The following is a 24,248-nucleotide window of genomic DNA, read 5'->3' on the forward strand; positions in this document are numbered from 1 at the left end:
TATTCGTTTGGCAGCTTAGACACATTCTAAAATCGTTTCTTTTTGGTAATCAATAAGCAATAGCAAGTGGTGAATTTCAAAACGGTCATAGTTGGATAAGTTTCCAGAGTAAAATAGTGTATCCAGTAGGTATTTTCTTTTGACCTCAAGCTGGTCCACGCTCAGAGAGTTAAATATATCTTCCTTAGATAGTTTAAGATGCATAAGGCACACCCTCCCAAAACTGTAATCGCTTTCAAATACAAGTATATCATAAAAGATGATCCTTGGTTTATATTCGACAAAACTAGTAGGAAATCGACTAGATTAATAGCACATCCAAGAATTTGATTTATCTTTTCCAACAAAAACACCGTTTGTATATTGTATACCAAATAACAACGTAGTATAATAAGATTAATGTTATCTTTACAGTTCACTTCCTATCTCTGCTTGCGGCTGGCGGGTAATCCGTTTAGTCGTATTTTTTTTGTAAAAAAACAAAAAAAGGACAAGATCACCGAGTTCTGCACTCGTGGGATCTTGTCTCACTCTCAACTTAAACTATCCGTATAGTTTAGATAAAATTATTATATATGAATTGAATTTCAATGTCATTACAGTTTCATACAAATTAACAGAACTTCCAAAACTTACTGAACAACAACGGTAAATTTATGCTATAATATAGTTAATCTTTCCTCCGTTGGAGGTTGAGCGGTTATACTTCCAGGGCGTTCCTTAGAGGGACGCCTCTTGTTTTGCTTTTTGGATAAGAAAAAAGAGCCCGCCATATAGAGCGAGCACAATAAGGGAGTGAGTTGTAATAACTCATGTAATTCAATAATAGTGTACTACTTTTAAGAAATAATTACAATTTACCAATGTGCTAGACTTCTTGACTTCTAACCAAAGGATGGGAATGGGTAAAGTTGACTTTTCTTTTTAATTTCAGTAAGATATGACCAAACAAGATAATAAATGCAGCGAAGAAGGATGGATAGTACCTGTAATTCTTTCTTATAAGCGATCTAGGGGTGGTGCGAGCCTAGAAGATAAGAGCAGGGAAGTGGCAGTCTGGAGCTGATTGACGTGAAAGGGGATGTATGAAGCGATAGCTTGATGCATCAACTAGGGTGGAACCGCGGGTGCTGATGCTCTCGTCCCTAGGCATGGGAATGCCTTTGGGATGGGGGCTTATTATATTTTCATCCCACAATTATACCATAGTACAAGGAGAGACTTAAAACATGAGCGTCACAATGGATCAAATTGTTGCATTGGCTAAACATCGTGGTTTTGTATTTCAGGGCTCTGAAATCTACGGAGGATTGGCTAACACATGGGACTACGGTCCGCTTGGAGTTGAATTAAAGAATAATGTCAAGCGTGCGTGGTGGAAGAAATTTATCCAAGAATCGCCTTATAATGTAGGATTAGATGCAGCGATCTTGATGAATCCACAGGCTTGGGTAGCATCCGGACATGTTGGGAACTTTAACGACCCGATGATTGATTGTAAACAGTGTAAAGCGCGTCACCGTGCGGATAAGATCATTGAGAATGCTCTTGCAGAGAAGGGTATGGAAGTGATCGTGGATGGATTATCCTTTGAACAGATGGCTGATCTTATGAATGAACACAACATCGCTTGTCCGGATTGCGGCAGCCGTGATTTTACAGAGATTCGTCAATTTAACTTAATGTTCAAGACCTTCCAAGGAGTTACAGAGAGCAGTACGAATCAGATTTTTCTTCGTCCGGAAACAGCTCAAGGAATTTTCGTTAATTTCAAGAATGTGCAGCGTACTATGCGTAAGAAGCTTCCGTTTGGTATCGGTCAGATCGGGAAGAGCTTCCGTAATGAAATTACACCAGGTAACTTTACGTTCCGTACGCGTGAGTTTGAACAGATGGAGCTGGAGTTCTTCTGCAAGCCAGGCGAGGATCTGCAGTGGTTCGAATACTGGAGAAGCTACTGTTATCAATGGTTGCTAACTCTTGGGTTAAACGAGGAGAACATTCGTCTTCGCGATCATTCTGATGATGAGCTTTCTCATTATAGTAACGCAACGACGGATATTGAGTTCAAATTCCCGTTCGGATGGGGAGAATTATGGGGTATTGCTGACCGTACTGACTATGATCTGAAGCAACATATGGAGCATTCTGGAGAAGACTTCAAATATATTGATCAAGAAACAAACGAAAGGTATGTTCCTTATTGTATAGAACCATCTCTAGGAGCGGACCGCGTGACTTTAGCTTTCTTGCTTGATGCATTCGAGGAGCAGCAGCTTGAGGGGGGAGACAGTCGTGCTGTCCTACACTTCCATCCGGCCCTAGCGCCGTTTAAAGCAGCCATCTTCCCATTATCGAAGAAGCTCTCCGAGGGAGCGACGAAGGTATTTGAAGATTTGTCCAAGCACTTTAATGTTGACTTTGACGAGGCAGGTTCCATCGGGAAACGTTATCGTCGCCATGATGAGATCGGTACACCGTTCTGTATCACTTACGACTTTGACTCTGAGCAAGATGGACAAGTAACGGTAAGAGACAGAGATACGATGGAACAACAGCGTATGCCGATTAGTGAGCTAAGATCCTTTATTGAAGGAAAAATGAATTACTAAGAATAAAACCGAACCTCCAACATAGGAGAGTTCGGTTTCTTTGTGTTAATCAAGTTGATCCACTATTGCATATCCTTTGGATATAGGAGCTTTATCTTACACGTCTGGCTCCAAGGTATACTCTTTTCCAATATGAAGAGTTTGCAACATTAATGATAGCAACTCTAGGAGGGGCGGCATGGATCATTCGGCCATTTCCCATATAGATCCCGACATGTCCGACCGTTCTATCACTAGAGAATCGCCCAGGGACCGAGAAGAATAGAAGGTCCCCTGGTCTAAGGTTGGCGACTTTCACATAAGATCCTCGCGTAGCTTGTGCCCGTGCTGTCCGGGGAAGACGTATGCCTTGTTGTCCGTATAAGTATTGAGTATAGGAAGAACAATCAAATGAACTGGTTCGACCGGTTCGAGCGCCAAAAACATATTTGACTCCTAGGTACTTCTTCCCTTGATTAATGATGCGATTAGCTTGAGCTGATGTAACCGCAGGAGCAGCTTCGGTATCACCTTGGAAGTTATCCCAGCTATCATCCTCAGGGAAAATAGACTCTCCTGGGGTGAGAATTAAAGAATCAGCGGTTAACTGAAGGGTATAGGATGCACCTAATAAAGCTTCAAGGCTTGGAATGGTAGCGTAGGTTTGATTGTTAATTGTCGTAACTGTATGCGGCAGGGTTACCTCTTCTTCTCCAACAGAGGCTTGTGTACTGTCTTCCGTAATAGAATACATGGGGTCTGTAAATCCTATGTGAATCTCATTATTTTCTCTAGTTACGGTATAACCAAGGGCTTGGAAAAAAGTATCGAGCGGGATGTAGGTTTGGTCGGCTATTCGAACGGTAACGATGTTTTCTGTGGTCTCACCAGCGATAACGAGTCTTATGTTTTGGTTCGTTTGTGAACCCGGAGCGGCTTGACCCTGCATAATCCTTGTAGGCTGATGTTGCCGATTCTCAAGAGTGCCAGCTCCTCCACCTTGTCCAAAATTAGCACACCCCGTTAGAAATAAGGCTGTACTAAAAAATCCGATAGCAATTTGCTTTAACATCTATGGCTCAACTCCCCATGAAAAACGATTTTGTTATTAGAATTCCAATCATGGCATGTTGCTATTCTCTAGTGTTAGTTGAATCAGGGCTTTGACTAACTCCCCATTTTGGTTTACCATGAAAATCTAGAGAACTGATCGTGTTAGGTGGTGAGACGAAATGAACTTCCATAAATTAAATATTAATGAAATGACAGAAAATCAGATTCTCTTATTGATCATTAAGAGCTTGAAGGACCTTAAAAAAGACGAATTAAAGTATATTATAGAAGAACTCCAGCCTTACGATATAGCAAAGTTATATCGTAATTTACCAGGGAAACACCGCCCTAAATTTATTTCCCTTATGGCTCCTAAGCAGATTGCCATCCTTCTGCAAGAGCTAGATACGGATTTGCAGTTACAGATTCTTCATAAGCTAGGTGTAGAGAAGTCCTCAGAAGTCATGGATCTCATGGAGAATGACGACTTGGTTGATTTGCTCCATGAACTAACGATTGAAAATAGTGAAGAATTCTTGGCCTCGATGAAAAAAGAAGAATCACAAACGGTAAAGAATCTGATGCAATACCCCCCAGACACAGCAGGGGGAATTATGACGAATCGCTTTGTTTGGATTCGCAACTATTACACAGTGAGAGAAGCGGTTGATAAGTTAAAGGCTTTTGCTTCCATTGCTGAAAATATCTATTATCTGTACGTATTAGATGAAGGTAAAGAGTTGGTCGGTGTTGTTTCTTACCGTGATCTGTTATTGGCTAACTTGAATGATAAAGTGGACGATATCATGTTTACTCGTGTGATCTCTGTCACCGTCGATACCGACCAGGAGGAAGTCGCTAGTCTCATTGAGCGTTATGATTTTATTGCTGTTCCTGTTGTTGATCACGATAATCATGTAGTGGGGATCGTCACCGTTGACGATGTTCTCGACGTTATTATACAAGAAGCTAACGAAGACATTGAGAAATTATCAGCTACAGGTAAATCTATTGATTTCCAGACGAGCGCAGTTATCGCTTCGTTCCGGCGTTTGCCTTGGCTTATTCTTCTTTTATTTATTGGAATCATTTCAGGAAGTATTATTAGTCAATTCGAGGAGACCTTGCAAACGGCTGTTTCATTAGCTTACTTCATGCCGATGATTGCAGGGATGACAGGAAACACAGGAACTCAATCCTTGGCGGTCGTTGTCCGTGGATTAGTTTCTCAGGATATTGATCGAAAAACTGTAGTTCGTCTGATTTTCCGAGAGTTTGGCGTTGGTCTTATTATTGGACTCGTATGCAGCGTGCTTATTAGTATTGTGGCGTACGTATGGAAGGAAGATCTTGTACTAGGGCTTGTTGTAGGCAGCTCCCTCTTGTTGACCCTGATTATAGGAACGTTAGCTGGTACAATTATTCCTCTGTTGCTTTATCGGTTTAATGTGGATCCCGCTGTAGCTTCTGGGCCACTGATTACAACTTTGAACGACATCTTTTCCCTAACGGTTTATTTCGGTATTGCTACGATATTTTTATCCTACTTGAGTGGTTAGAAAAGCTGGGAAAGCTCCCGGCTTTTTTGTATATCTGTAAAACGCCTATAATCTACATGATATGGCTACGTTGAAAGTCGAATTTTAGCAGATATAATAGTTATTTTTGTTAAATTTATTAAAGGAAAAGTTCACTCATGCTAGAAAACCTACTATAGACCTAATTACATAATAAGGAGAGAGTATGTTGACTAACATCAGTGTTGTTTTGGTTGATGATAATAAGGAGTTTACAGAAATTCTTTCTGATTATATCGGAAGTCAAGAGGATATGGAGGTACGGGGGATTGCCTACAATGGGAATGATGTGTTTTCCCTGTTGGAAGAGGTTGTTCCAGATGTGCTCATTCTAGATATTATTATGCCTAACTTAGATGGGTTAGCGGTGTTGGAATATCTAAGAACGATGAAATTTCCTAAACATCCAAAGGTGATCGTGCTGACGGGCTTTGGTCATGAGGATATTACGAAAAGAGCATTAGAGCTAGGAGCGGACTACTATATTTTAAAACCATTTAATATGGATCTACTGATTAAGCGTATTCGTGAAGTCAGCGGGTCTAGCGCAGCAGCAACAACTCATTATTTATCGGAAGAAGCGATCGCTTCTTTAAAAAAAACCACTATTGATCCTTCCAATGGGAAGTCATTGGATCAAGTGATTACCTCTTATCTAGTTGAAATGGGGATCCCAGCTCATATTAAGGGTTATCTGTATATAAGGGAAGCCATTACGATGGTGTATAACGATATTGAATTATTGGGCTCGATTACGAAGGTTCTCTACCCAGATCTTGCTAAGAAATATAATACCACCCCAGCAAGGGTAGAAAGAGCGATCCGTCATGCCATTGATGTGGGTTGGTCAAGAGGAAATATGGAGTCCATTAATCATTTGTTTGGATATACGGTTAATAAAATGAAATGTAAGCCTACAAACTCTGAGTTTATCGCCATGTTAGCAGATCAAATTAGGTTAAAATCTGCAATAAGTTAGGAAATTTTACACGCGATAGCAAGGCAAGAATACTGATATAATACAGGTACCTATCTTTTCCTCGGTTGGGTTTGAGTGGTTGTAATGTTTGGCGTTCCTTATGGGAACGCTTTTTTTTATAGCTGTGCTATCAAGAAGAGGATGTAACTATAGTCCTGCCTGCAGGAAGGGATAAAATTTAGACCATAAGAAAGAAGCTGCATGAAGGGAGACGAGATCCCTAGATGCAGCTTCTTTTTTCCTTTATACAGCCTTTGGATTGTTTTGGTCGTGTTGGATTGTAGTCTTTGCCTTCTTGTTCAGCAAGGTCCCAATGCTAATAACCAAGACCACCGTAACGATCGGTACGATCCAAGATGCACCTGGGAACGTAATGTAGGAGTTAACCAGCTTATCGTGCATGACCATGGTTCCTGCGGTATAGGCCAGAATACCAGCCCCAACGGTAACGATAATTGGGAAGCGATTCATCAAAGAAGAAATCCATTTACTTCCCCAAACGACGATCGGGACACTAATGGCTAACCCAAGGACGACTAGCACCATATTCCCGTGCGCCGCTCCTGCAATAGCCAAGACATTGTCAAGTCCCATGATGAGGTCGGCGACAATAATGGTCTGAACGGCCTGTCTTAGGGTCATTCCAGCTACAATACCTTCCGTTTCCTCTTCATTCTTCATGAGTTTAATAGCGACATAGATAAGCAATAGCCCACCAATGGCCTGAAGGAGCGGAACCTTCATTAACCAAACCGCTACGAGTGTTAAAATGATACGGATAATGACGGCTCCAAAAGTTCCCCATAAAATAGCTTTGTTACGCTGCTCAAGGGGCAGATTCCGGCTCGCAAGGGCAATAACTACGGCGTTATCTCCTGCTAAAACTAGGTCAATGGCGATAATGGTTAATAAGGCCATCCAAAACTCAGGTTCAAAAAACAAAACGGATCCTCTCCTTATGTAATATTGGGTGGCCCTTATGGCAAAAAGAAAAGACCCTTGCCATAAGGCAAAGGTCTTGCTAAGTACAAAATGATGTACCAACAAAGCCGGAGGAAATAATATCCACGAATTGACGACTTTGTTTCAGGTTGCCCTGACAGCTACTCCCCTTTGTTCCACTGATATTACTCATTATACTAACTACTAGCTAGATAAATGTCAAGATATAAAATAAACTGAATATTTAATTTTGTTATTTTCCGGGAAAGTGGGAATGAAAAAAAGGGTAATATGGTTTAAAATGGGAGGGAAAAGGAGGGGAGATTATGATGGGTCACTTAAATACGGGGTTGTTTAGCGTCTTTGCTCTGGGAATACCTCTGCTAACGATAGTCCTTTATGCATTTGCAATATACTTTCTTATCTCAGCTATCAGGTTTATGAAGAGGAAACAAGAATTGGATCAGGAGTTGCTATATAAGCTTGATCGAATCCTTGAGATCAACTCTAGCAAAGAGAAAGAGTAGGGTAACGGGAGAAATTCCGCCTATTTCTGAAACAAGGACTTTTGGGCCAGGAATAACGGAACAATTTCCTTCTAATTACTCAAAACGGGGTCAAATTTGGTGTTACGTGAGTAATAGCGGAAAAAACTCCCCTAATTAAGGCGGTTTTTAGGCCTGAACGCAAGATAACCGGAAAAACTCCGGTTATCTGTCCCCGTCTCGACTCCTCAAGCAAGACCTCCTGTTACTTCTTATGATTCTTAGTGTAGTTCATGGCATGATTAAGATGCTTTGCTTTTGTCTCCGCTAGTTTCTCTGCACCTTTACCGAATAAAATGTTAAACATAGGTCATTCCTCCTTAGGGTGTTGTTTTCGTTTCATTCCTTATGGTATACAGTATACCAATATTGATAATCGTTGTCAACTGATATGTGTACAGAAAGACACCAACCCCAAAACCAAAATCGGCACTTTTCTCCGGCATAAATTGCAGGATGACGGCAAAAACTGCCGGATTGCTGTTAGGAAATCTGCTAGGGTTCGCATTTCTGTGTTTGGCACGCTTTTTGCTTTATATATTAGTCGAGAAATACAAACGCTTACAACATACACAAGGGGGATTTCAAAATGAGAAAACCATTAATTGCAGGGCTATCTACTGTATTTTTACTAGGTACTGTTCTTACTGCTTGTGGAGGAACTACAGAGACTCCGGCTCCTAGCAGTGCACCAGCAGGTCAAGAGCAACCGGCTGAAGCAAAAGAAGCTGAATCTGACAAGTTAGAAACGAAATTCGCTACGGTGGCCACAGGTGGAGCTTCCGGTCCATATAACATTATTGCAACATCTTTAACTGATATCTATTCCAAGACTTATGGAGTAAACTCTAAGACTCAAACTACTGGTGCATCCGTAGAAAATATCAATTTAATGAAGCAAGAAAAGGTTGAAATGGCTTTCGTTATGAGTGACGTATTAAGTGATGCGGTTAACGGAGAAGGAAGCTTTACAGAGAAGGTTGAAAATGTTCAGCAAATCGCTGCTCTATATCCTAACTATGTACAAGTTGTAACTTCCGGAAGCACAGGAATCGAAAAGTTCGAAGATCTTAAAGGAAAGAGAATCGCTGTTGGGGCGCAAAACTCTGGGGTTGAAGTAAGTGCCCGTAATCTACTAGAAGCTCATGGAATTACGTACAACGATATTCAAGTAGATTACCTTGGATATGCTGAAGCGGCTGATGGTATGAAAGCAGGTAAGATTGACGCGGCTTTCTTAACAAGTGGTATTCCGAACGCTTCTTTGATGGAATTAGCACAAAGCTTCGATCTTAAGATCGTACCAATCGAAGGTGCTGCAATTGAAGAGTTAGCGAAGACAAAGAACTACTTCGTAACAGGTACAATACCTGCTGGAACTTATAAGAATGATGCAGACATTCCAACTGCGGCTATCATGAACGCGCTTGTTGTACGTACGGACCTAAGTGAAGATGATGTTTACAAGATGACGAAGACTTTCTTTGAAAACTTAGATTCTTTAGCTAATGCTCACCAAGCTGCGAAGGATATCTCTTTAGAAGCAGCTCAAAAGGGTCTAGTAGCACCTTTACACCCAGGTGCAGAGAAGTTCTATAATGAAAAGAAGTAAGCTAGGAATAGGGGCAATTCTCATTTTGTCCCTTCTTTTCTTCTTTCCTCATCATAAGACGGAGGTTAGCTTTCAGGAGAACATCATCTACTTAAGTGATGAAGCCTTTTCGATAGGATGGATTCATTCTGTAGAAAAGGAAGAGTGGCTAGAGTTCTATGAAAGAAGAGGAAATCAGATTCTGCTTACGAAAACTCAATTTAAAACGTATGGTGCTGGTGTTCCTTCATCTGGAAAATCATCATTAACAGAGGATGGGTATGTTGAGGTTGAGATTAATCGGAAGATGGATGAGTTGCGTCTTGTCGTATCTCCCAGAGTAAAATCAACGATGCACCTAAACAATCATGATTTATTGCTTTACGAGATCGTGGAGCCTTATAACGAAGTCGTTATTAAGCCCGTGAGCCTTCCAGTCTATCAATATGCTATATATCTTCTTAAAAGGGAGGGATTATCATGAACAAGGAACACAATGAAGTTAACTCACAAGAAATACTAGAAAAGTTTGACCGTGAATCCGTTGTTCGTACACTCACGAACAACAAATTAGCCTTGTTTGTATCTGGATTGGCTATTATTTATTCTTTATTCCATTTATACAATACCTATTTTCCGATGCCGGAGCTTAAACAAAGGGCCATTCACGTAGGATTAGGGGTAGCCTTGATCTTTCTAATCTATCCTGCGGGCAAGAAATCCACACGTGATCGAATTTCCCCGCTTGATTGGTTGATGTTCTTCCTGTCCCTAGCATCAACGGGATATATCCTTGTAGAATATCAGGACATTATGACCACAAGAGGTGGTGTTCCTACCACACTCGACATCGTTTTTGCGATATTAACGGTCGTACTTGTTATAGAAGGATCAAGAAGGATTACCGGACTAATTCTTCCTATCCTCGCCTTGATTTTCTTAGCTTATCCATTTATCAGTCATCTTGAATTTATGCCAGATAAATTGTTGACGCGTCCATATGACTTGGGTGATATATTCGGACAGCTGTACTTAAAAACAGACGGTCTGTTCTCCTCTACGATCGGAGCGTCTGTGAACTTTATCTTCCTATTCATCTTGTTTGGATCTTTCTTAGCGAAGTCAGGAATGGGCCAGCTCTTTAATGACTTAGCCTTAGCCTTAGCGGGCCATAAGCAAGGAGGACCTGCTAAGGTTGCCGTTATCTCTAGTGGATTTATGGGAAGTATTAATGGAGCGGCTGTGGCCAATGTGGTTGGAACAGGAGCCTTCACCATCCCGCTTATGAAGAAAATCGGCTATCGTAAAGAGTTTGCTGGTGCGGTAGAAGCAAGTGCATCGGTTGGTGGTCAAATTCTTCCTCCAATCATGGGAGCAAGTGCCTTTATTATGGCGGAAACTACAGGCGTAAGCTACGGTACGATTGCCTTAGCTGCCCTATTGCCTGCTCTGCTTTATTACTTAGGTGTTATAGCTCAGGTCCACTTCCGTGCAGGGAAGGAAGACTTAAAAGGGGTAGAAAAAGATCGATTACCCCAAATCAAACAAGTATTAAAAGAGCGTGGGCACTTGTTATTGCCAATTGTAGCTCTTGTTTACTTCTTGTATATCAGCATGCCTATTGGATACGCAGCTTTTTATACAATCGGTATTACTATACTTGTGAGTATGCTGCGTAAAGAAACGAGAATGACGGTTAAGGATATCTTGCAAGCCTTAGAAGAGGGTGCTAAGGGATCATTATCCACCATGATTGCCTGTGCTGTAGTTGGAGTTGTTATTGGAGTCGTAAACCTAACAAGCTTTGGTAATGTTATGACCTCTTCCATTATGGACTTAGGACAAGGATCACTTTTCTTGACGCTATTCTTTACGATGATTGCGTCCATGATTTTGGGTATGGGTTTACCATCTATTCCATGTTATATTATTACGGCTACGATGGCAGCGCCGGCCCTTGCTGATTTCGGAATTCCAGTATTAGTAGCCCATATGTTTGTATTCTACTTCGGAATCTTCGCTAACATCACGCCTCCAGTTGCCCTTGCTGCCTTTGCAGGAGCGGGTATTGCTGGTGGGGACCCAATGAAGACTGGATTCCAGTCTTTGAAACTGGCGATTGCCGGGTTTATCGTACCGTACTTGTTTGTCTACAACCCGACCATGTTGATGATTGATCCTACTGGGCTTGCAGCGAATGCAAAAGAATTCCCTATGCCCCCAGTGATTGATATTATCATGGTAACCTTTACTTCAGTTGTCGGTGTTATAGCCTTGAGTGCAGCGGTTGAAGGTTACTTCGCGAAGAACCTTAACATGATCAGTCGATTGATCCTCGGAGCGGGAGCTTTGATGATGATCGTACCAGAAACGATAACGGATATTCTTGGATTAGTGATTGTACTTACGGTTATAGGTGGCCAGTTGTTCTCTAGAAGAAAAGAGAATACAATAGAAGCATAATCAAAGGGGAATTGTCTTGCTGTGATGTTCATGAGCAAGATAATTCCCTTTTATCCATAGGGGGTCGAAATGAGAAAGCGGTTTTTCCTCCTTGCCTTATTCCTCCTCATGTTATTCACGGAGAAAGGGTATGGAGAAGAGTGGAAAAAGGTAAAGGTAGGGTTTGACCCAAATTTGCCTCCGTTTTCCTTTATTAGTGAGGATGGAAGCCCAGCAGGCTATAATGCTGATTTAATGTATCGAATTGCCCGGAATTCTGGGTGGGAACTGGAGTTTATTCCCCTTCATGCAGAACAATTTTTGCCTCAGCTGCAACAAGGGTATGTAGATGTGATCTTAGGTATGAAATATCGTGGCTCCTATGAACAGATGTTTGACTTTTCTGAGTCTATTTTTACCATGTCAGAAGCCCTTATCGTACCTAAAGAAGATAAAACGATCTATGATATCACGGATCTCAAGGGAAGAGTCGTGGCTGTGCAGCGAGGAACAGCGGCAAGAGAGATGCTGGATAATGTAAGGCAGGTCAAGATGAATGTAACTTCAAGTGAGCCTCATGCTATGCGTATGCTTTTCCTCGAACGGGCAGATGCTTTTATTGGAAATCGGTGGACAGCTCAATATCTGCTTGAACAGAATCAAGTGGTTGAAGACTATGATATCCGACTCAGCTTCATTCAGCCTTCCGAGTATTCATTCGCGGTTCGGGAAGGAAATCTGGAGCTTCTGACTGCCATCAATCAAAGTCTGCAGAAAATAAGACAAACCAAGGAGTATCGAACGATTTATAACTATTGGTTTGAGCCTTATAACCAGCAAGCTATCTGGTGGCAGCGAACAGCCTGGCTGCTTGCCTGGATCTCGATGATCGCCATCATAATCATCTCATTAATTACAATTTGGAATAAGCGACTGAAGAGAGAAGTGGACAAGCAAACAAGGGTCCTCACTCACTATCTGACTTTTCAACGTGAAGTATTGGAGAGAGTGGATAATGGTATTCTCACGTGTGACAAAGACCGCAAGATTACCCTAATGAATCGCCGGGCTTCCGAGATACTAGGAACCAACCCTAACATCAAGGACTTGCCACTCGATTCGTCCCCTCAGCTTTGTGATCTTTCTCTAGTCTTGGACAAGACTCAACCTGGGCAGGGTCAGAGTGGTGAATTGGTCTGGGGGAATTCCTCCGGTACGCAATATATTTATTACTACGTGGCTCTACTGGAAGATGGCTCGGGTGGCTGGATTATTAGTTTGCAGGACCGAACGGAACAAATTCAGCTTCAGGAGAAGCTAAGGATACAAGAAAAGCTGCGAGCACTAGGGCAATTAGTAGCGGGAATTGCGCATGAGCTCCGTAATCCGCTGACATCAATGAAGATGTTTATCGATGTTTTGCCCAAGAAAGTGGAGGATCCACGTTTCCGTGAAGAGCTCATTAAGCATGTGCCCGCCGAGATGAACCGGTTAAATCATCTCGTAGAGGAACTACTCGACTATACAAGAAAAAAAGAGCCGGTGAAGGAATCGGTGGAATGGAACGAGCTCCTTTCATCTATCATTCGTTCTTTCAAGATTAGTACGGAGCATGAAATTAATTTTGAGATCCATTTTGAAGAGGCCTCGACCGTGTTTGGAGATCGTCAGCGTGTGAGGCAAGTGCTGATTAACCTCATCTCTAATGCTATCGATGCTCTAGAGGATCAGCCAACCAAGAAGATCACCATCACATCGCGTGAAGATGAAGAATACAGCTACTTAAAAGTTGCAGATACGGGTAAAGGGATGACAAAAATCCAGATTGATAACATGTTTCAGCCCTTTTTTACGACAAAAGGAAATGGTGTGGGGTTAGGTCTGTATATCAGCTACAATATCATGGTAGAGCATGGTGGTGAAATTGAAGTGATGTCCCAAGAAGGAGAGGGAACAACAATCACATTAAAATTTCCAAGGGAGGGGCGATCATAATGAAGATTCTTGTCATAGATGATGAACAGGCGATTTGCTCTTCTGTACGATTCGCACTTGAGGATGATTACGAGGTTTTTACGGCGACGGAGGCGGAAGATGGCCTTGCCATCATGAAGGAGCAATCGATTGATGGGGTACTGCTCGACCTAAGAATAGGAAATGATAATGGGCTTGAATTAATACCAAAGCTAAAGGAAATTCGAAGGGATGTCGTCATCATTATGATGACAGCCTATGGCAACATCGAAACCTCCGTACGAGCAATGAAAGAGGGAGCTTATCAATATTTATCGAAACCACTGAACCTCGAAGAACTAAAGCTCCTGATTGAAAAAGGGTTACAGTTTCGACGCTTAAATTCCGTGGTCCATCCTCAAGTAGGATATGCCGGAATCATCGGACAGAGCCCTAAAATGCAGAATCTCTTTGAGTTGATACGTAAGGTAAAGGACATCGATTCTAACGTATTAGTCATGGGAGAAAGTGGGACAGGCAAGGAATTAGTGGCGAAGGCGATTCACTATCATGGAGCGAGGAAAGAGCGTCCTTTTTCCGTTATCAATTGCGCGGCTATCCCTGAGAACCTTCTGGAGAGTGAGTTGTTTGGGTATGAGAAGGGAGCTTTTACCGGAGCTTCCACACGGAAAGCAGGATTGTTCGAACAATCTCATCAAGGTACGATCTTTCTGGATGAAATTGGGGAAATGCCGTTAAATCTGCAGGCTAAAATTTTGCGAGTAATTCAGGAGAGGGAGATTACTCCGTTAGGATCAGCACAGAGAAAGGAAGTGGACGTGCGGATTATATCGGCTACGAATAGAGATCTCTACGAGGAAGTGCAAAAGGGTAACTTCAGGGAGGACTTGTATTACCGACTCAATGTCATTCCGGTCAGCCTGCCGCCACTCCGAGAACGGGCGGAGGATATTCCGCTGATGATTGAGCATTTCTTAGAGATGTATGCGCTAAGAATGAATCGCAAGAGCTTAACTTTATCTCATCAAGCGAAGGACTTGCTTTATCGGTACTCTTATCCAGGGAATGTTAGAGAACTCTCCAATATTCTAGAGTATGCTGTAGCCTTAGCAGATAGAGAGATGTTGGATGCGAAGGATCTTCCCGCGCAGTTCGGTGTGGGAAGAAACGAGAGAAAAGGGGCAAATGGAGAAGAGGCGTTAGAAGGGATTTTCTTCCCATCGGGGTTATTGCTAGAAGAAGTGGAGAAAAGATATATCCTATATACCTTAGAGCAATGTTTAGATCATCGGAAACGGACGGCCGACCAACTTGGCATTAGCGAAAGAGGACTGCGCGATAAATTGAAAAAATACAAAGAAGAGGATGGAGCGGATTAATCAATGAGAAAATGGTTGTTTTTTCTGCTTTGTTCGTTATGGCTGACATCCTGTTCTCAAGATCAGCCGAGTATCCCTTCTAAACAAGAAGAAATCATTTCAATTGCGACGGGCGGACCTCATGGACCTTACTATACGATTGGTACGGGTTTAATGAATATTTACGAATCCAATTTCGGTCAGCCAACCTCCGTACGTTCCACCGATGGTACGGTTGAGAATATTCAACTCCTAATGGATAATAAGGTGGAACTTGCTTTTGGTATGGCTGATGTGGCTTCGTTTGCCTACATGGGAGAGGATCCCTTCCGAACAGAAGGACCCTTCGTTGAGTTACGGGCTATGGCTGCTCTCTACCCGAACTATGTCCAAGTGGTAACATTAATCGATAGCCCGATTCAGTCCATTCGTGATTTAAAAGGAAGGAAAGTTGGAGTAGGGGCACCTAACAGCGGAGTAGAGGCCAATTCAAGGTTACTTCTGCAAGGACACGGCATCAGCTATAAAGATATAGAACCTTATTATTTATCTTATGCGGAAGCCATCGACCAACTACGCCAACGCACCATTGATGCAGCCTTCGTGACGTCAGGATTGCCTAACCCCTCCGTTATTGAGCTGATGAAAACTCATAATGTACGGATTGTACCTATTCCTGTTGAAGAGGCAAGAGCACTTGCAGAGACGTTTCCGTTCTTTAAACTGTCCGAAATACCGGTTGGAACCTATATGAATGGAAAAGCCATTCCTACAGTGGCTATTCAAAACCTCATGCTAGTGCGAAATGATCTATCCGAGGAGAGAGTGTATCAATTAACAAGGGCTATGTTTGAACACTTAGAAGAGTTAGCCCAGCATCATGATGCTGCGAAGGAAATTGAATTACAGACCGCATGGACGTATATGGCCGTTCCTTATCATTCAGGAGCAGTTAAATATTATAAGGAAAAGCAGCTTACGAAAAAACCATAGAAAAGAAATAGGAGAGGTATGACGTTCCCGTTAAGGGAGCGTTTTTTTCATGTGTGATAAATTTCACACAACTGGGTACTTTTTCCTATTACAATAGAAATATTATTTCTAAGTGGATAGGAGGAAGTGGAATGTACAAATGGATAAATAACCAACCAATTATGGTAAAGCTTATTTCGACTGTCTTGATTATCACCTTGATTCCGGTTTTAGCCGTTGGCTATCTTACCTATGTGAATGCTTACCAAGCCGTTTATCAGCTAACCGTTGAGGACTTGAAGTATATGACTCATATAAAAGCTCAAGAAATCAACGGTTCTTTAGTTACTTCGTCGTCACTCGATAAGGTGGAGCCAATTGTTCACGAGGTTCAAGAAAGGTACTACCAACCTCAAGGGATGAAAGGCTACGCCTACCTTGTGGATGCAGAAGGAAAGATCCTTATTCACCCTGATCCTCAGACGAGAGGCCAAAATCTGTCCCAAGAGAAGTTTATGCAACAGATCCTTAAGGAGAAAGTAGGATATGTGGAATACGATTGGCAGGGGGAAACGAAGGTTGCTGCATTCCAGTCCTTATCGAATGGGCATACCATTGTAATCGGAAGCTATCTAAAAGATCTAATGACTCCTGTAACCAAAATTAAGCGAAACTTACAAATTATCAGTGTTCTAGGTGCTGTACTGGCCTTGGCTGTCGGTTTTGTTGTCGTTCAACAGATTGTTCGACCGATGTCTCAATTGGTTCAGGCGATGAAAAAAGCAGAAGAAGGAGACTTAACGGTTCAAGTTAAGCCGAAATGTAAGGATGAAATAGGGGCCCTCTCGGAAATGTTTAACCGCATGATGGGACACTTCCGTACAATGCTTCGAGAAGTACACGAAGTATCTGAACAAGTAGCAGCTTCTTCAGAAGAGTTGACGGCGAGTGCACATGAGAGTGCGAAAGCCACAGAGCAAATTGCTGTCGCCTCCCAAGAGATTGCGAGGGGATCGGAGAGCCAAGTAGACAGTGTTCAATCCACGATTGGGAAAATTAATTCAATGAATCATAAAGTAAAACGCATCACGGAAAATGTGTTGAAAGTGAATCGCGATTCCGAGGTTGCAACCCAGCATGCTCATGTTGGAGAAGCTAATCTTAAGCAAGTGGTAGAGCAGATGGTCAGTATATCAGAAAAGGTGAAGAGAACGGAGCAAGTGATTCGTGAGCTAGGTGAGCAATCCTCTGTGATCAGCGGTATCGTCAACACCATTCATGAGATAAGTCAGCAAACCAATTTGTTGTCCCTTAATGCTGCGATTGAAGCCGCACGGGCTGGGGAACATGGACGAGGGTTTGCTGTAGTAGCTCAGGAGGTTCGCAAACTTGCCGAACAGTCCAAGGTTTCGGCTGAAGAGATCTCAAGTCTGCTCTCTCATATCAATTACGAAATTATTCAAGCGGTTGGGTCGATGGGGGAAAGCAGTCTAGCAGTAGGTAAAGGAAAAGAAGTAGTAGAGGAAGCCACTCGCTCCTTCGGACAGATCATTCATGCTATAGATGACGTCAAACTGCAAATTGAAGAAGTAACCCACCACGCAGAAGACATTGCCATGGGTTCAGAAGATGTAGTGACAGCAGGGGAACTCATTGCCCAGTTAGCGGAAGTGGCTTCTGCGGATACAGAAGAAATGGCGGCCGCTTCAGAACAACAAACGGCAACGATGCAAGAGATTAATACAGCTTCTGATATGTTAGCTCAGATGGCTCAGCAGCTTCAGGAGCAAGTCAACCGATTTAAAATATAAAGAGGATAACAGGCCTCTAATGAAAATAAGCGGAGAATCTCCGCTTATTGTGAGGCTTGCACCTATTGGTCTATTGAATGTTATCTAGAACTGTAATTCTCCCGTTCGCGCCTGGTTCCCATTCAAGGAAACCTTCTTGCTGCAATGTCTTCAAATGACGAGAGACTGTGTTGAAAGAACGAATCCCTGTAATTTCCATAATATTCTGAACGGTAGGTGAGCCCTCATTCGTCTGGACAAAACTGACAACGGCTCCCAGTATTTTTTGGCGTTTTATTTCGCCTTTAGACAGACTCAAACTCTTCATCACCGATCCTTCAGATATAATGGGTTATTGCCTATTATATGAATTTTATCATAAAAATTGACCACTGTGTAGATTTGAATTTGTTACGTATAAAAATGCGAAAAGAGGCAGAAATATCTGCCCCTTTCATGCATTCCTTATATAAACGTTAGAAACCTCCCCCAAGGCTCCATACGTCCCTTTTTACATTTGTTGCTCAATATTCTGTTGCTGATTCCACAGTTCATGAGAGCGTAATCGGATGAGCTGGAGCGAAAGGTTATGCATAGCAGCTTCGAAATTCACAACGGGAAGTTGTATTGTTGTCTGATAAGACGTAACAGAGCTGTACACTACACAATTTACTTCCGAATTATCAATTTCAACTTCTTTGTAAAATGGGTGTTCACACTGTAAAAAAGCTTCCGTTACGTTTACGAGTGTCATCCGATTCACTCCTCATGATTTTTGATACTCTTATCTTAGCAGGGTAGGGTCAGAGATGGTGTGACGTACGTCACACTCGATCATTTTGAGATTTGTACGTAATTGTCTGGAACAAAGCCCGTAATGTTTCCTGCTCGAATTTGAATCCAACGATTTTGTTTACCAATTACTTGAATAGCTTGGCCGTTCTTCACCGTCGAATGGGGTTTGGCTTGGAAGGACGGGGTTGTCCGAACGCCAACAACAACGGTGGAATGGATTTTTCCTTGAACGGTTGGAGTGGACGAACGAGAGACGACGACAGGCTTTGGTTTTTCTTCTGGCTTCACTCCCAAGGGTTTAGCTGACAGGGCTGGGGCTGTCATAGCTGCCAAGGGAACTGCCTTATGTGATGTTGTTTGCGTCGATACGGTAGACAGGGAAGCTGCCGCTACGGTTGTCACTGGGACAATATTGGCTTGCGATAAGGTGGTACCGGGATAATAAAAGCTAATAATCCTTTCCACCTTCAGTCCCTGATCAGCCATAGACTTAGCCCCATATTGGCTCATTCCTACCCCGTGTCCAAATCCTTTTCCTTGAACAGTGAAGGCATCTCCGTGATCGATGATGGGATCGACATAAAAGCTTTTCATCACTTGGTTTCCGCCAAGCATCTTTCGAAGCTCAGCTAGAGGAAGGTTAGAGCGTTCAAATTTAGCCACCTCGATATTCCCTAGACTATCTCGTGTAAGAAAGTCAATGCTGATCATAGCCATCGTTTCTCTGTCGCCACCTGTTTTTACGTTGGCCCATTCCAATGTCGGGATGGAGTAAATCTTGATATCCTTGCCCGCCCATCCGTTTTGTTGCAGCCAGACTTTAATATGGCTCATCAGGGTGAAATCTTGTTCTCTTGTGGTGGTCCACCATAATTGAGAGAGCGACAGATCGAGCTGTGAAAGATCTATCTGTTGTTTAGAAAGCTTAATGGTCCAAGGGTTCTTCGGATCATAAGGATCAACTTGCGCTAACAAGTATTCAACGGGTTTCCAGAGGCTTCCGCTTGCTTCTGTTTTCCCGCCATTACTCGAGGAATAGACAGCTTCAACAAGTTCACCTTGATAATTCAATACTTGTCCTCGCGTTTCGTCTACGGCACGAATACTCGTGACATAGTTATGGTGACCGCCATAGACTTGAAAGTTCGTGGTATCATCAATCACCTGATGTTGACGGCGCATGGCGTAAGTTCGAATGGCGATGGCTTGAGCCTTCTGTGCTTCAATGTTCCAAGAGGCAGGCATTTCATTGGGAATAACCCCTTTTACATAGTTTTCAATGGAGAGGGTATTGACAGGACGGATGGTCGTTCCGTTCTCTAAGGTAAAATTCATGGTACCGAGGTAAGAGCGGTGCCCAAGTTTCAGGATTTGTTCATTTGAGCTAGGCTGCAGGCTCAAATGGGGTTGACCAGTGGAGAGAGCTTGTCCATTGTGGTAGAGGGAGATGGCATTGTTCTCAACACGTAATTCATACACCCCTTGCGATAGTGATAAAGATGCACCTGAAAGGAAATATTCACCACTTAACTCCAAGGTTAGCCGATTGGGATTTCCGATAAAATTCACGAGCTTCACGGAGATGGCCTGGTCAGGGTTGGCAGAGTTGGCATAGGTAGCGGCCGGAAAGAGCAGGGATACCGATAGTAGAAAAACGCAGCCCCATTTTCCTGCTTTCGCGAGGTAGTCTTTAGTAAGCACATGATGTCCTCCTTTTTCTATTAATCTCCTATTTAATTAGACTCGAAAAATGGATAGATGTTCCTTGGAATTAGGACAAAAAGGATAAAAAAAAACGAAGGCAACGGTTAAGTATACCTTCGGTAGGGATCTACGCTTCCTTATTTACCGGAGAAAGCACGCAACATCCATACATGCTTCTCTAGGCTAGAGAAGATAGCAAGAAGCATATCCCCTGTTGTTTCATCATTCTCTTCATCTGCAATACCCATTCCTTCTTTAAGTTCACCAAGTAATTGAGTAAAGTCTTCGATGATGGATTCTACCATTTTCTCGGCTGTTTCCTCACCGGACGCTTCTTGAACAGAGGAAAGAGCCAGAATATTTTTCATTGTGGCTACCGGTTGTCCACCTAAAGCGAGTAGACGTTCTGCTAGCTCATCAATATGTAGGGATGCTTCTGTATAGAATTCTTCAAACTTAGCATGTAGAGTGAAGAATTGAGGTCCTTTCACATACCAATGGTAATTATGTAACTTGATGTATAGCACGCTCCAGTTTGCAATTTGCTTGTTGAGGACTTGAGTTAAAGGTTGGTTCATAAGAAGACCTCCCGAATTATTTTATTTTTTAGGATAATTATACCATATACATGGAATGATTACAAACAAGAAATTGTAACAAATTTGTGACGTGAAAATTTTTGTTGAAATATGGGGTTTTACTGTGGATAAGAGCCCCCGGTTTTTGAGATTCTATACTAAGGAATGTTGTTACGTGTTCAATAAAAGGAGGCATGGAAGATGTCGAGCGATAGCTTGCGTGACTTTATGAAGGATTTAACGAGCTTGTGTGATCAATACCATCTTTGGGTTGAAGGGGAAAATATTCGAATTGAAGATGACAATGGAAATATGGTTGGAACTTTTATGGCGTATAATGACCAAGCAGAGATTTACACAGCGAAGCTGATTGGTGAGCCAATTGATGAAGATGGAGAATAATATTAGCAAGAAGCGGTAGGGGAGAGGAACCTGCGGCTTCTTTTATTTTGGGGCGGAGCATGAAAAGGAAAGTAATATATGGTAATCTAGATATTATTATGTATTACAATATAAATAAGGAGGGGATTTTATTGTTGATTGGGGAGTTGTTTCAGAAGTTAGCCGGCGGGGAGTCTATGACAACGATTTGCGATAGGTTAGGTATACATAGGAGAACGATCTCTAGGCGTTTAAATCACTTAGGTTATCAATATGATAAAGATAAGAAGCAATGGTTATGGAGAGGGGCAGGAGAAGAACCTGTCACGCTGACGATAACAGAAGATCTAAATACAGCAAATGTAATCTATGGTAATCACAATATTACTCCGGTTGTTCCGTACGCACCTGAGATTCCTATCGAATTATCACATGAGTGCCTGTCACCTGACGAGTTGCAAGATGTGAGGTTCATGCTCGAGGAGTGGAGAGGAAGATCGCCTGAAGATCAGGGGGATCGGAGTCTATATAAACAAGTGAAGAACCTACCTCATTATGAAAGCCATCAAAAGGAAAAGAAAACTTTCGTCATTCCAATTGATATAATAGAAGAATTTGATCGGTTTGCGACTCAAGAAAGATTGAACAAATCGGATCTTTTGCAGGTGGCACTGCAAGATTTTTTTGCGAAATATAGGGGGTAATGTAGAATAATGTTGAATTTAGTAAAAATTTATTAAATTCAAATAATATGCTTGTCCTAAGGGTATATTTGCAGTAATATATTGCCAGGGAAAGAAAGAGGAGGAATATACATGAAAAAGTTAAAGAGCTTGGTCGCAGCTAGCTTCACCTTCTTCTCTCTGGTGACACCAGCTATGGCAAGTGTGCCTGGAGTAGACCCATCTATGGAAGCGGCCACAGAGGGGATTGTCGCTGTTGCTCACCCACTGGCTGCAGAGGCAGGCATGAAGATGTTAGAAAAAGGTGGTAATGCTGTCGATGCCGCAGCAGCTATTCAACTCTCGCTGAATGTGGTTGAGCCGATGATGTCAGGAATCGGTGGCGGTGGTTTTCTCATGGTTTATTTAAAGGACGAAAACAAAATTAAGATCCTTGATAGCCGGGAGATGGCCCCGAAGAATGTTACTCCTGAACTATTCTTAGACGAAAATGGAAAACCTACTCCATGGTTTGAACGTCATACAAGCGGGAAAGCAGTTGGAGTACCAGGTACACTTAAGGGTGTAGAGACAGCTTTAGAGAAATATGGAACGATGAAGCTGTCTGAAGTAATCGAACCAGCCATTGAGCAAGCGGAAAAAGGAATAACGGTAAACTGGTCCATGGCTCAGTACATAGACGAGAATGTTGATAAACTAAAGCAATACGAGACGGCAGCCAATGTGTATATCCCTAATGGGGTAACGAAGAAGGAAGGCGACTTCTTAGTACAGCCAGAATTAGCCAAGACGCTTAAACTCATTCAGGAAAAAGGAACCGATGTCTTCTATAAGGGTGAAATCGGGGAAGCTTTAGTCGCCGAAGTTCAAAAGCGCGGCGGAACGATGACGATGGAAGACTTAAATAATTATGTGGTCAAAGAAAGAGAGCCGGTTATCGGGGATTATCGTGGATATCAAGTGGCTTCCATGTCTCCTCCAAGTTCCGGTGGTTTGACTGTCCTGCAGATTCTACAGTTAATGGAAGGCTACGATGTAAAGAAGATGGGTGTGAATTCTGCTGATTACTTACACCGATTGATTGAATCTATGCACTTGGCTTATGCCGATCGTGCTGCTTACATGGCTGATGAAGATTTCTATCCGGTTCCGAAAAAGGGATTAATTAATAAGACGTATATTGATCAAAGAAGAGAACTCATCAACCCAGCACAGGCGAATCCTGATGTTAAGGAAGGAGATCCTTGGGCGTTCGAGGATAAAGGAAAGCCTGCTTTTGCTACCATAAAGGAAGAGAACCCAACTGGTCAAACGACGCATTTCTCCGTTATGGATAAGTGGGGAAATCTAGTTTCTTATACCACAACAATTGAAGCTGTGTTTGGTTCTGGTATTATGGTACCGGGTTATGGCCTCATGCTGAATAATGAAATGACTGACTTCGATGCAACGCCTGGTGGAGTTAATCAAGTAGAACCAGGGAAGCGTCCACGAAGCAGTATGACTCCGACTCTTGTCTTGAAGGATGGTCAACCTTTCATGGCTGTTGGATCCCCAGGTGGTCCAACGATCATTACATCCGTCGCACAAACGATTATGAACGTCATTGATCATGATCTACCCATTCAAGAAGCAATTCTGACTCCAAGAATTTACTCTAGTAACTACCCTACTGTTCGTTGGGAGTCTGGTATCAGTCAAGATGTCATTCTAGAACTTCTAGCTAAAGGACATCAGTTTGAAGAAGCGCCACAGAATATCGGAAACGTCCAAGCCGTTATGTTTGATTATGAAACAGGAAAAATGTACGGAGGAGCGGATAATACGCGTGAAGGTACTGTTCTTGGGGTAGATGCTGTTCGTATTATTATGGAGAAGCCACAAGCCAAAGAATCAGAGGGCAAAGGCACCTTTACCCTCAAGGTTAATAAATTAGCTTATCCATTCACCGCATCACAAATCTTGATTCAAGATGGAACAAGCTATGTTGAGGCTGACAAGCTGTTGCTTGGGTTAGGTGTGGATGGCAAGGATGTCACTTTAACAGAGCTTACTCATAACGGGAAAAACTATCTACCGATAAGAGCATTGGCAGAATCATTAGGTTACAAGGTATCCTGGAATGACGAAGAGCGCGCCGTACTTCTGGAAAAGGAAGTAGCTTCTTCTAGCGGTAGTGTGAATCATTATAGCGAGGATAAATTCAAGATCACAAATTAGAGATGATAGGTGAGAAGCCCTAGCAGGGCTTCTCACCATAAAAAATCGGCTTAGCCCCCTAAGTTTGGACACT

General features: G+C 42.5%; 21 protein-coding genes. 14 read left to right on the forward strand and 7 right to left on the reverse strand.

Features of this window, described 5'->3' with window-relative positions; genetic code table 11:
- Positions 1 to 15: 15 nt before the first annotated feature.
- A complete protein-coding gene (locus EIZ39_RS09965) occupies positions 16 to 204 on the reverse strand; it encodes a hypothetical protein (RefSeq protein ID WP_129199796.1) in 189 nt (62 codons plus the stop codon).
- Positions 205 to 1,229: 1,025 nt separating this feature from the next.
- Between EIZ39_RS09965 and EIZ39_RS09970 the strand changes: the two genes are divergently transcribed.
- Positions 1,230 to 2,612: a glycine--tRNA ligase gene (locus EIZ39_RS09970; RefSeq protein ID WP_129199797.1), complete on the forward strand. Its 1,383-nt coding sequence runs from the start codon at positions 1,230 to 1,232 to the stop codon at positions 2,610 to 2,612.
- A gap of 91 nt (positions 2,613 to 2,703) precedes the next feature.
- Here EIZ39_RS09970 and EIZ39_RS27300 read toward each other — a convergent pair whose 3' ends face one another.
- A complete protein-coding gene (locus EIZ39_RS27300; protein WP_240675756.1) occupies positions 2,704 to 3,663 on the reverse strand; it encodes a C40 family peptidase in 960 nt (319 codons plus the stop codon).
- A gap of 160 nt (positions 3,664 to 3,823) precedes the next feature.
- Here EIZ39_RS27300 and mgtE point away from each other — a divergent pair, with 160 nt between their 5' ends.
- Together mgtE and spo0A are read left to right on the forward strand one after the other, a co-directional pair.
- Positions 3,824 to 5,203, forward strand: coding sequence for a magnesium transporter (gene mgtE, locus EIZ39_RS09980; RefSeq protein WP_129199798.1), 1,380 nt, complete (start codon positions 3,824 to 3,826; stop codon positions 5,201 to 5,203).
- Positions 5,204 to 5,390: 187 nt separating this feature from the next.
- Positions 5,391 to 6,200 carry a sporulation transcription factor Spo0A gene (spo0A, locus tag EIZ39_RS09985; RefSeq protein ID WP_129199846.1) on the forward strand — a complete coding sequence of 270 codons (810 nt, stop codon included), beginning with the start codon at positions 5,391 to 5,393 and terminating at the stop codon, positions 6,198 to 6,200.
- Between the two features lie 243 nt (positions 6,201 to 6,443).
- Here the strand turns inward: spo0A and EIZ39_RS09990 are convergent, their stop codons facing one another.
- Positions 6,444 to 7,118, reverse strand: a complete 675-nt coding sequence (locus EIZ39_RS09990) for a TerC family protein (RefSeq protein WP_129199847.1) — start codon at positions 7,116 to 7,118, stop codon at positions 6,444 to 6,446.
- A 350-nt stretch (positions 7,119 to 7,468) separates the two neighbouring features.
- Between EIZ39_RS09990 and EIZ39_RS09995 the strand changes: the two genes are divergently transcribed.
- The 8 genes from EIZ39_RS09995 to EIZ39_RS10030 all read left to right on the forward strand — a co-directional run bounded on the left by EIZ39_RS09995 (position 7,469) and on the right by EIZ39_RS10030 (position 17,835).
- Positions 7,469 to 7,669, forward strand: coding sequence for a hypothetical protein (locus EIZ39_RS09995; protein ID WP_129199799.1), 201 nt, complete (start codon positions 7,469 to 7,471; stop codon positions 7,667 to 7,669).
- Positions 7,670 to 8,276: 607 nt separating this feature from the next.
- On the forward strand, positions 8,277 to 9,299 hold the full coding sequence (locus EIZ39_RS10000) for a TAXI family TRAP transporter solute-binding subunit (protein WP_129199800.1): 1,023 nt from the start codon (positions 8,277 to 8,279) through the stop codon (positions 9,297 to 9,299).
- Positions 9,286 to 9,762 (forward strand): DUF1850 domain-containing protein, encoded by a 477-nt coding sequence (locus EIZ39_RS10005; protein WP_129199801.1) that lies wholly within the window; start codon positions 9,286 to 9,288, stop codon positions 9,760 to 9,762. The genes EIZ39_RS10000 and EIZ39_RS10005 overlap by 14 nt, the downstream gene beginning before the upstream one ends.
- Complete coding sequence (locus EIZ39_RS10010; RefSeq protein WP_129199802.1) at positions 9,759 to 11,741, forward strand: TRAP transporter permease; 1,983 nt, start codon at positions 9,759 to 9,761, stop codon at positions 11,739 to 11,741. The genes EIZ39_RS10005 and EIZ39_RS10010 overlap by 4 nt, the downstream gene beginning before the upstream one ends.
- 69 nt (positions 11,742 to 11,810) lie before the next feature.
- The gene (locus EIZ39_RS10015) at positions 11,811 to 13,715 is read left to right on the forward strand and encodes a transporter substrate-binding domain-containing protein (protein WP_129199803.1); all 1,905 of its coding nucleotides are present in this window, start codon (positions 11,811 to 11,813) and stop codon (positions 13,713 to 13,715) included.
- Positions 13,715 to 15,073 (forward strand): sigma-54-dependent transcriptional regulator, encoded by a 1,359-nt coding sequence (locus tag EIZ39_RS10020; protein ID WP_129199804.1) that lies wholly within the window; start codon positions 13,715 to 13,717, stop codon positions 15,071 to 15,073. The genes EIZ39_RS10015 and EIZ39_RS10020 overlap by 1 nt, the downstream gene beginning before the upstream one ends.
- Before the next feature lie 3 nt (positions 15,074 to 15,076).
- Positions 15,077 to 16,045 carry a TAXI family TRAP transporter solute-binding subunit gene (locus EIZ39_RS10025; RefSeq protein ID WP_129199805.1) on the forward strand — a complete coding sequence of 323 codons (969 nt, stop codon included), beginning with the start codon at positions 15,077 to 15,079 and terminating at the stop codon, positions 16,043 to 16,045.
- Positions 16,046 to 16,176: 131 nt separating this feature from the next.
- A complete protein-coding gene (locus EIZ39_RS10030; RefSeq protein WP_240675757.1) occupies positions 16,177 to 17,835 on the forward strand; it encodes a methyl-accepting chemotaxis protein in 1,659 nt (552 codons plus the stop codon).
- 70 nt (positions 17,836 to 17,905) lie between these two features.
- On the opposite strand, the gene EIZ39_RS10035 is transcribed toward EIZ39_RS10030, so the two are convergent.
- The 4 genes from EIZ39_RS10035 to EIZ39_RS10050 all read right to left on the reverse strand — a co-directional run bounded on the left by EIZ39_RS10035 (position 17,906) and on the right by EIZ39_RS10050 (position 20,891).
- Complete coding sequence (locus tag EIZ39_RS10035) at positions 17,906 to 18,142, reverse strand: LexA family protein (RefSeq protein WP_129199806.1); 237 nt, start codon at positions 18,140 to 18,142, stop codon at positions 17,906 to 17,908.
- Positions 18,143 to 18,325: 183 nt separating this feature from the next.
- Complete coding sequence (locus EIZ39_RS10040) at positions 18,326 to 18,568, reverse strand: hypothetical protein (RefSeq protein WP_129199807.1); 243 nt, start codon at positions 18,566 to 18,568, stop codon at positions 18,326 to 18,328.
- Positions 18,569 to 18,648: 80 nt separating this feature from the next.
- The gene (locus EIZ39_RS10045) at positions 18,649 to 20,310 is read right to left on the reverse strand and encodes a SpoIID/LytB domain-containing protein (protein ID WP_129199808.1); all 1,662 of its coding nucleotides are present in this window, start codon (positions 20,308 to 20,310) and stop codon (positions 18,649 to 18,651) included.
- A gap of 140 nt (positions 20,311 to 20,450) precedes the next feature.
- A complete protein-coding gene (locus EIZ39_RS10050; RefSeq protein ID WP_129199809.1) occupies positions 20,451 to 20,891 on the reverse strand; it encodes a Dps family protein in 441 nt (146 codons plus the stop codon).
- A gap of 201 nt (positions 20,892 to 21,092) precedes the next feature.
- On the opposite strand from EIZ39_RS10050, the gene EIZ39_RS10055 reads away from it, so the two are divergent.
- From EIZ39_RS10055 to ggt, 3 genes are all read left to right on the forward strand, one after another.
- Positions 21,093 to 21,293, forward strand: a complete 201-nt coding sequence (locus EIZ39_RS10055) for a hypothetical protein (RefSeq protein ID WP_129199810.1) — start codon at positions 21,093 to 21,095, stop codon at positions 21,291 to 21,293.
- A gap of 131 nt (positions 21,294 to 21,424) precedes the next feature.
- The gene (locus EIZ39_RS10060; protein ID WP_164984998.1) at positions 21,425 to 21,976 is read left to right on the forward strand and encodes a helix-turn-helix domain-containing protein; all 552 of its coding nucleotides are present in this window, start codon (positions 21,425 to 21,427) and stop codon (positions 21,974 to 21,976) included.
- Positions 21,977 to 22,087: 111 nt separating this feature from the next.
- Positions 22,088 to 24,175: a gamma-glutamyltransferase gene (gene ggt / locus EIZ39_RS10065; protein WP_129199812.1), complete on the forward strand. Its 2,088-nt coding sequence runs from the start codon at positions 22,088 to 22,090 to the stop codon at positions 24,173 to 24,175.
- The last annotated feature ends 73 nt before the right edge of the window (positions 24,176 to 24,248 follow it).

Origin of the sequence: Ammoniphilus sp. CFH 90114 (genome assembly GCF_004123195.1) — a bacterium.
Taxonomy (GTDB): domain Bacteria; phylum Bacillota; class Bacilli; order Aneurinibacillales; family RAOX-1; genus YIM-78166.

Excerpts from the sequence above, each read along its gene's own strand:
- EIZ39_RS10040 (WP_129199807.1), bottom strand. The coding sequence starts at position 18,568 with ATGACACTCGTAAACGTAACGGAAGCTTTTTTACAGTGTGAACACCCA.
- EIZ39_RS09990 (WP_129199847.1), bottom strand. The coding sequence starts at position 7,118 with ATGGCCTTATTAACCATTATCGCCATTGACCTAGTTTTAGCAGGAGAT.
- ggt (WP_129199812.1), top strand. The coding sequence starts at position 22,088 with ATGAAAAAGTTAAAGAGCTTGGTCGCAGCTAGCTTCACCTTCTTCTCT.
- EIZ39_RS09965 (WP_129199796.1), bottom strand. The coding sequence starts at position 204 with ATGCATCTTAAACTATCTAAGGAAGATATATTTAACTCTCTGAGCGTG.
- EIZ39_RS27300 (WP_240675756.1), bottom strand. The coding sequence starts at position 3,663 with ATGTTAAAGCAAATTGCTATCGGATTTTTTAGTACAGCCTTATTTCTA.
- EIZ39_RS10035 (WP_129199806.1), bottom strand. The coding sequence starts at position 18,142 with ATGAAGAGTTTGAGTCTGTCTAAAGGCGAAATAAAACGCCAAAAAATA.
- EIZ39_RS09995 (WP_129199799.1), top strand. The coding sequence starts at position 7,469 with ATGATGGGTCACTTAAATACGGGGTTGTTTAGCGTCTTTGCTCTGGGA.
- EIZ39_RS10050 (WP_129199809.1), bottom strand. The coding sequence starts at position 20,891 with ATGAACCAACCTTTAACTCAAGTCCTCAACAAGCAAATTGCAAACTGG.
- EIZ39_RS10015 (WP_129199803.1), top strand. The coding sequence starts at position 11,811 with ATGAGAAAGCGGTTTTTCCTCCTTGCCTTATTCCTCCTCATGTTATTC.
- EIZ39_RS10000 (WP_129199800.1), top strand. The coding sequence starts at position 8,277 with ATGAGAAAACCATTAATTGCAGGGCTATCTACTGTATTTTTACTAGGT.
- EIZ39_RS10030 (WP_240675757.1), top strand. The coding sequence starts at position 16,177 with ATGTACAAATGGATAAATAACCAACCAATTATGGTAAAGCTTATTTCG.
- EIZ39_RS10020 (WP_129199804.1), top strand. The coding sequence starts at position 13,715 with ATGAAGATTCTTGTCATAGATGATGAACAGGCGATTTGCTCTTCTGTA.
- EIZ39_RS10005 (WP_129199801.1), top strand. The coding sequence starts at position 9,286 with ATGAAAAGAAGTAAGCTAGGAATAGGGGCAATTCTCATTTTGTCCCTT.
- EIZ39_RS10055 (WP_129199810.1), top strand. The coding sequence starts at position 21,093 with ATGTCGAGCGATAGCTTGCGTGACTTTATGAAGGATTTAACGAGCTTG.
- EIZ39_RS10010 (WP_129199802.1), top strand. The coding sequence starts at position 9,759 with ATGAACAAGGAACACAATGAAGTTAACTCACAAGAAATACTAGAAAAG.
- mgtE (WP_129199798.1), top strand. The coding sequence starts at position 3,824 with ATGAACTTCCATAAATTAAATATTAATGAAATGACAGAAAATCAGATT.
- EIZ39_RS09970 (WP_129199797.1), top strand. The coding sequence starts at position 1,230 with ATGAGCGTCACAATGGATCAAATTGTTGCATTGGCTAAACATCGTGGT.
- EIZ39_RS10025 (WP_129199805.1), top strand. The coding sequence starts at position 15,077 with ATGAGAAAATGGTTGTTTTTTCTGCTTTGTTCGTTATGGCTGACATCC.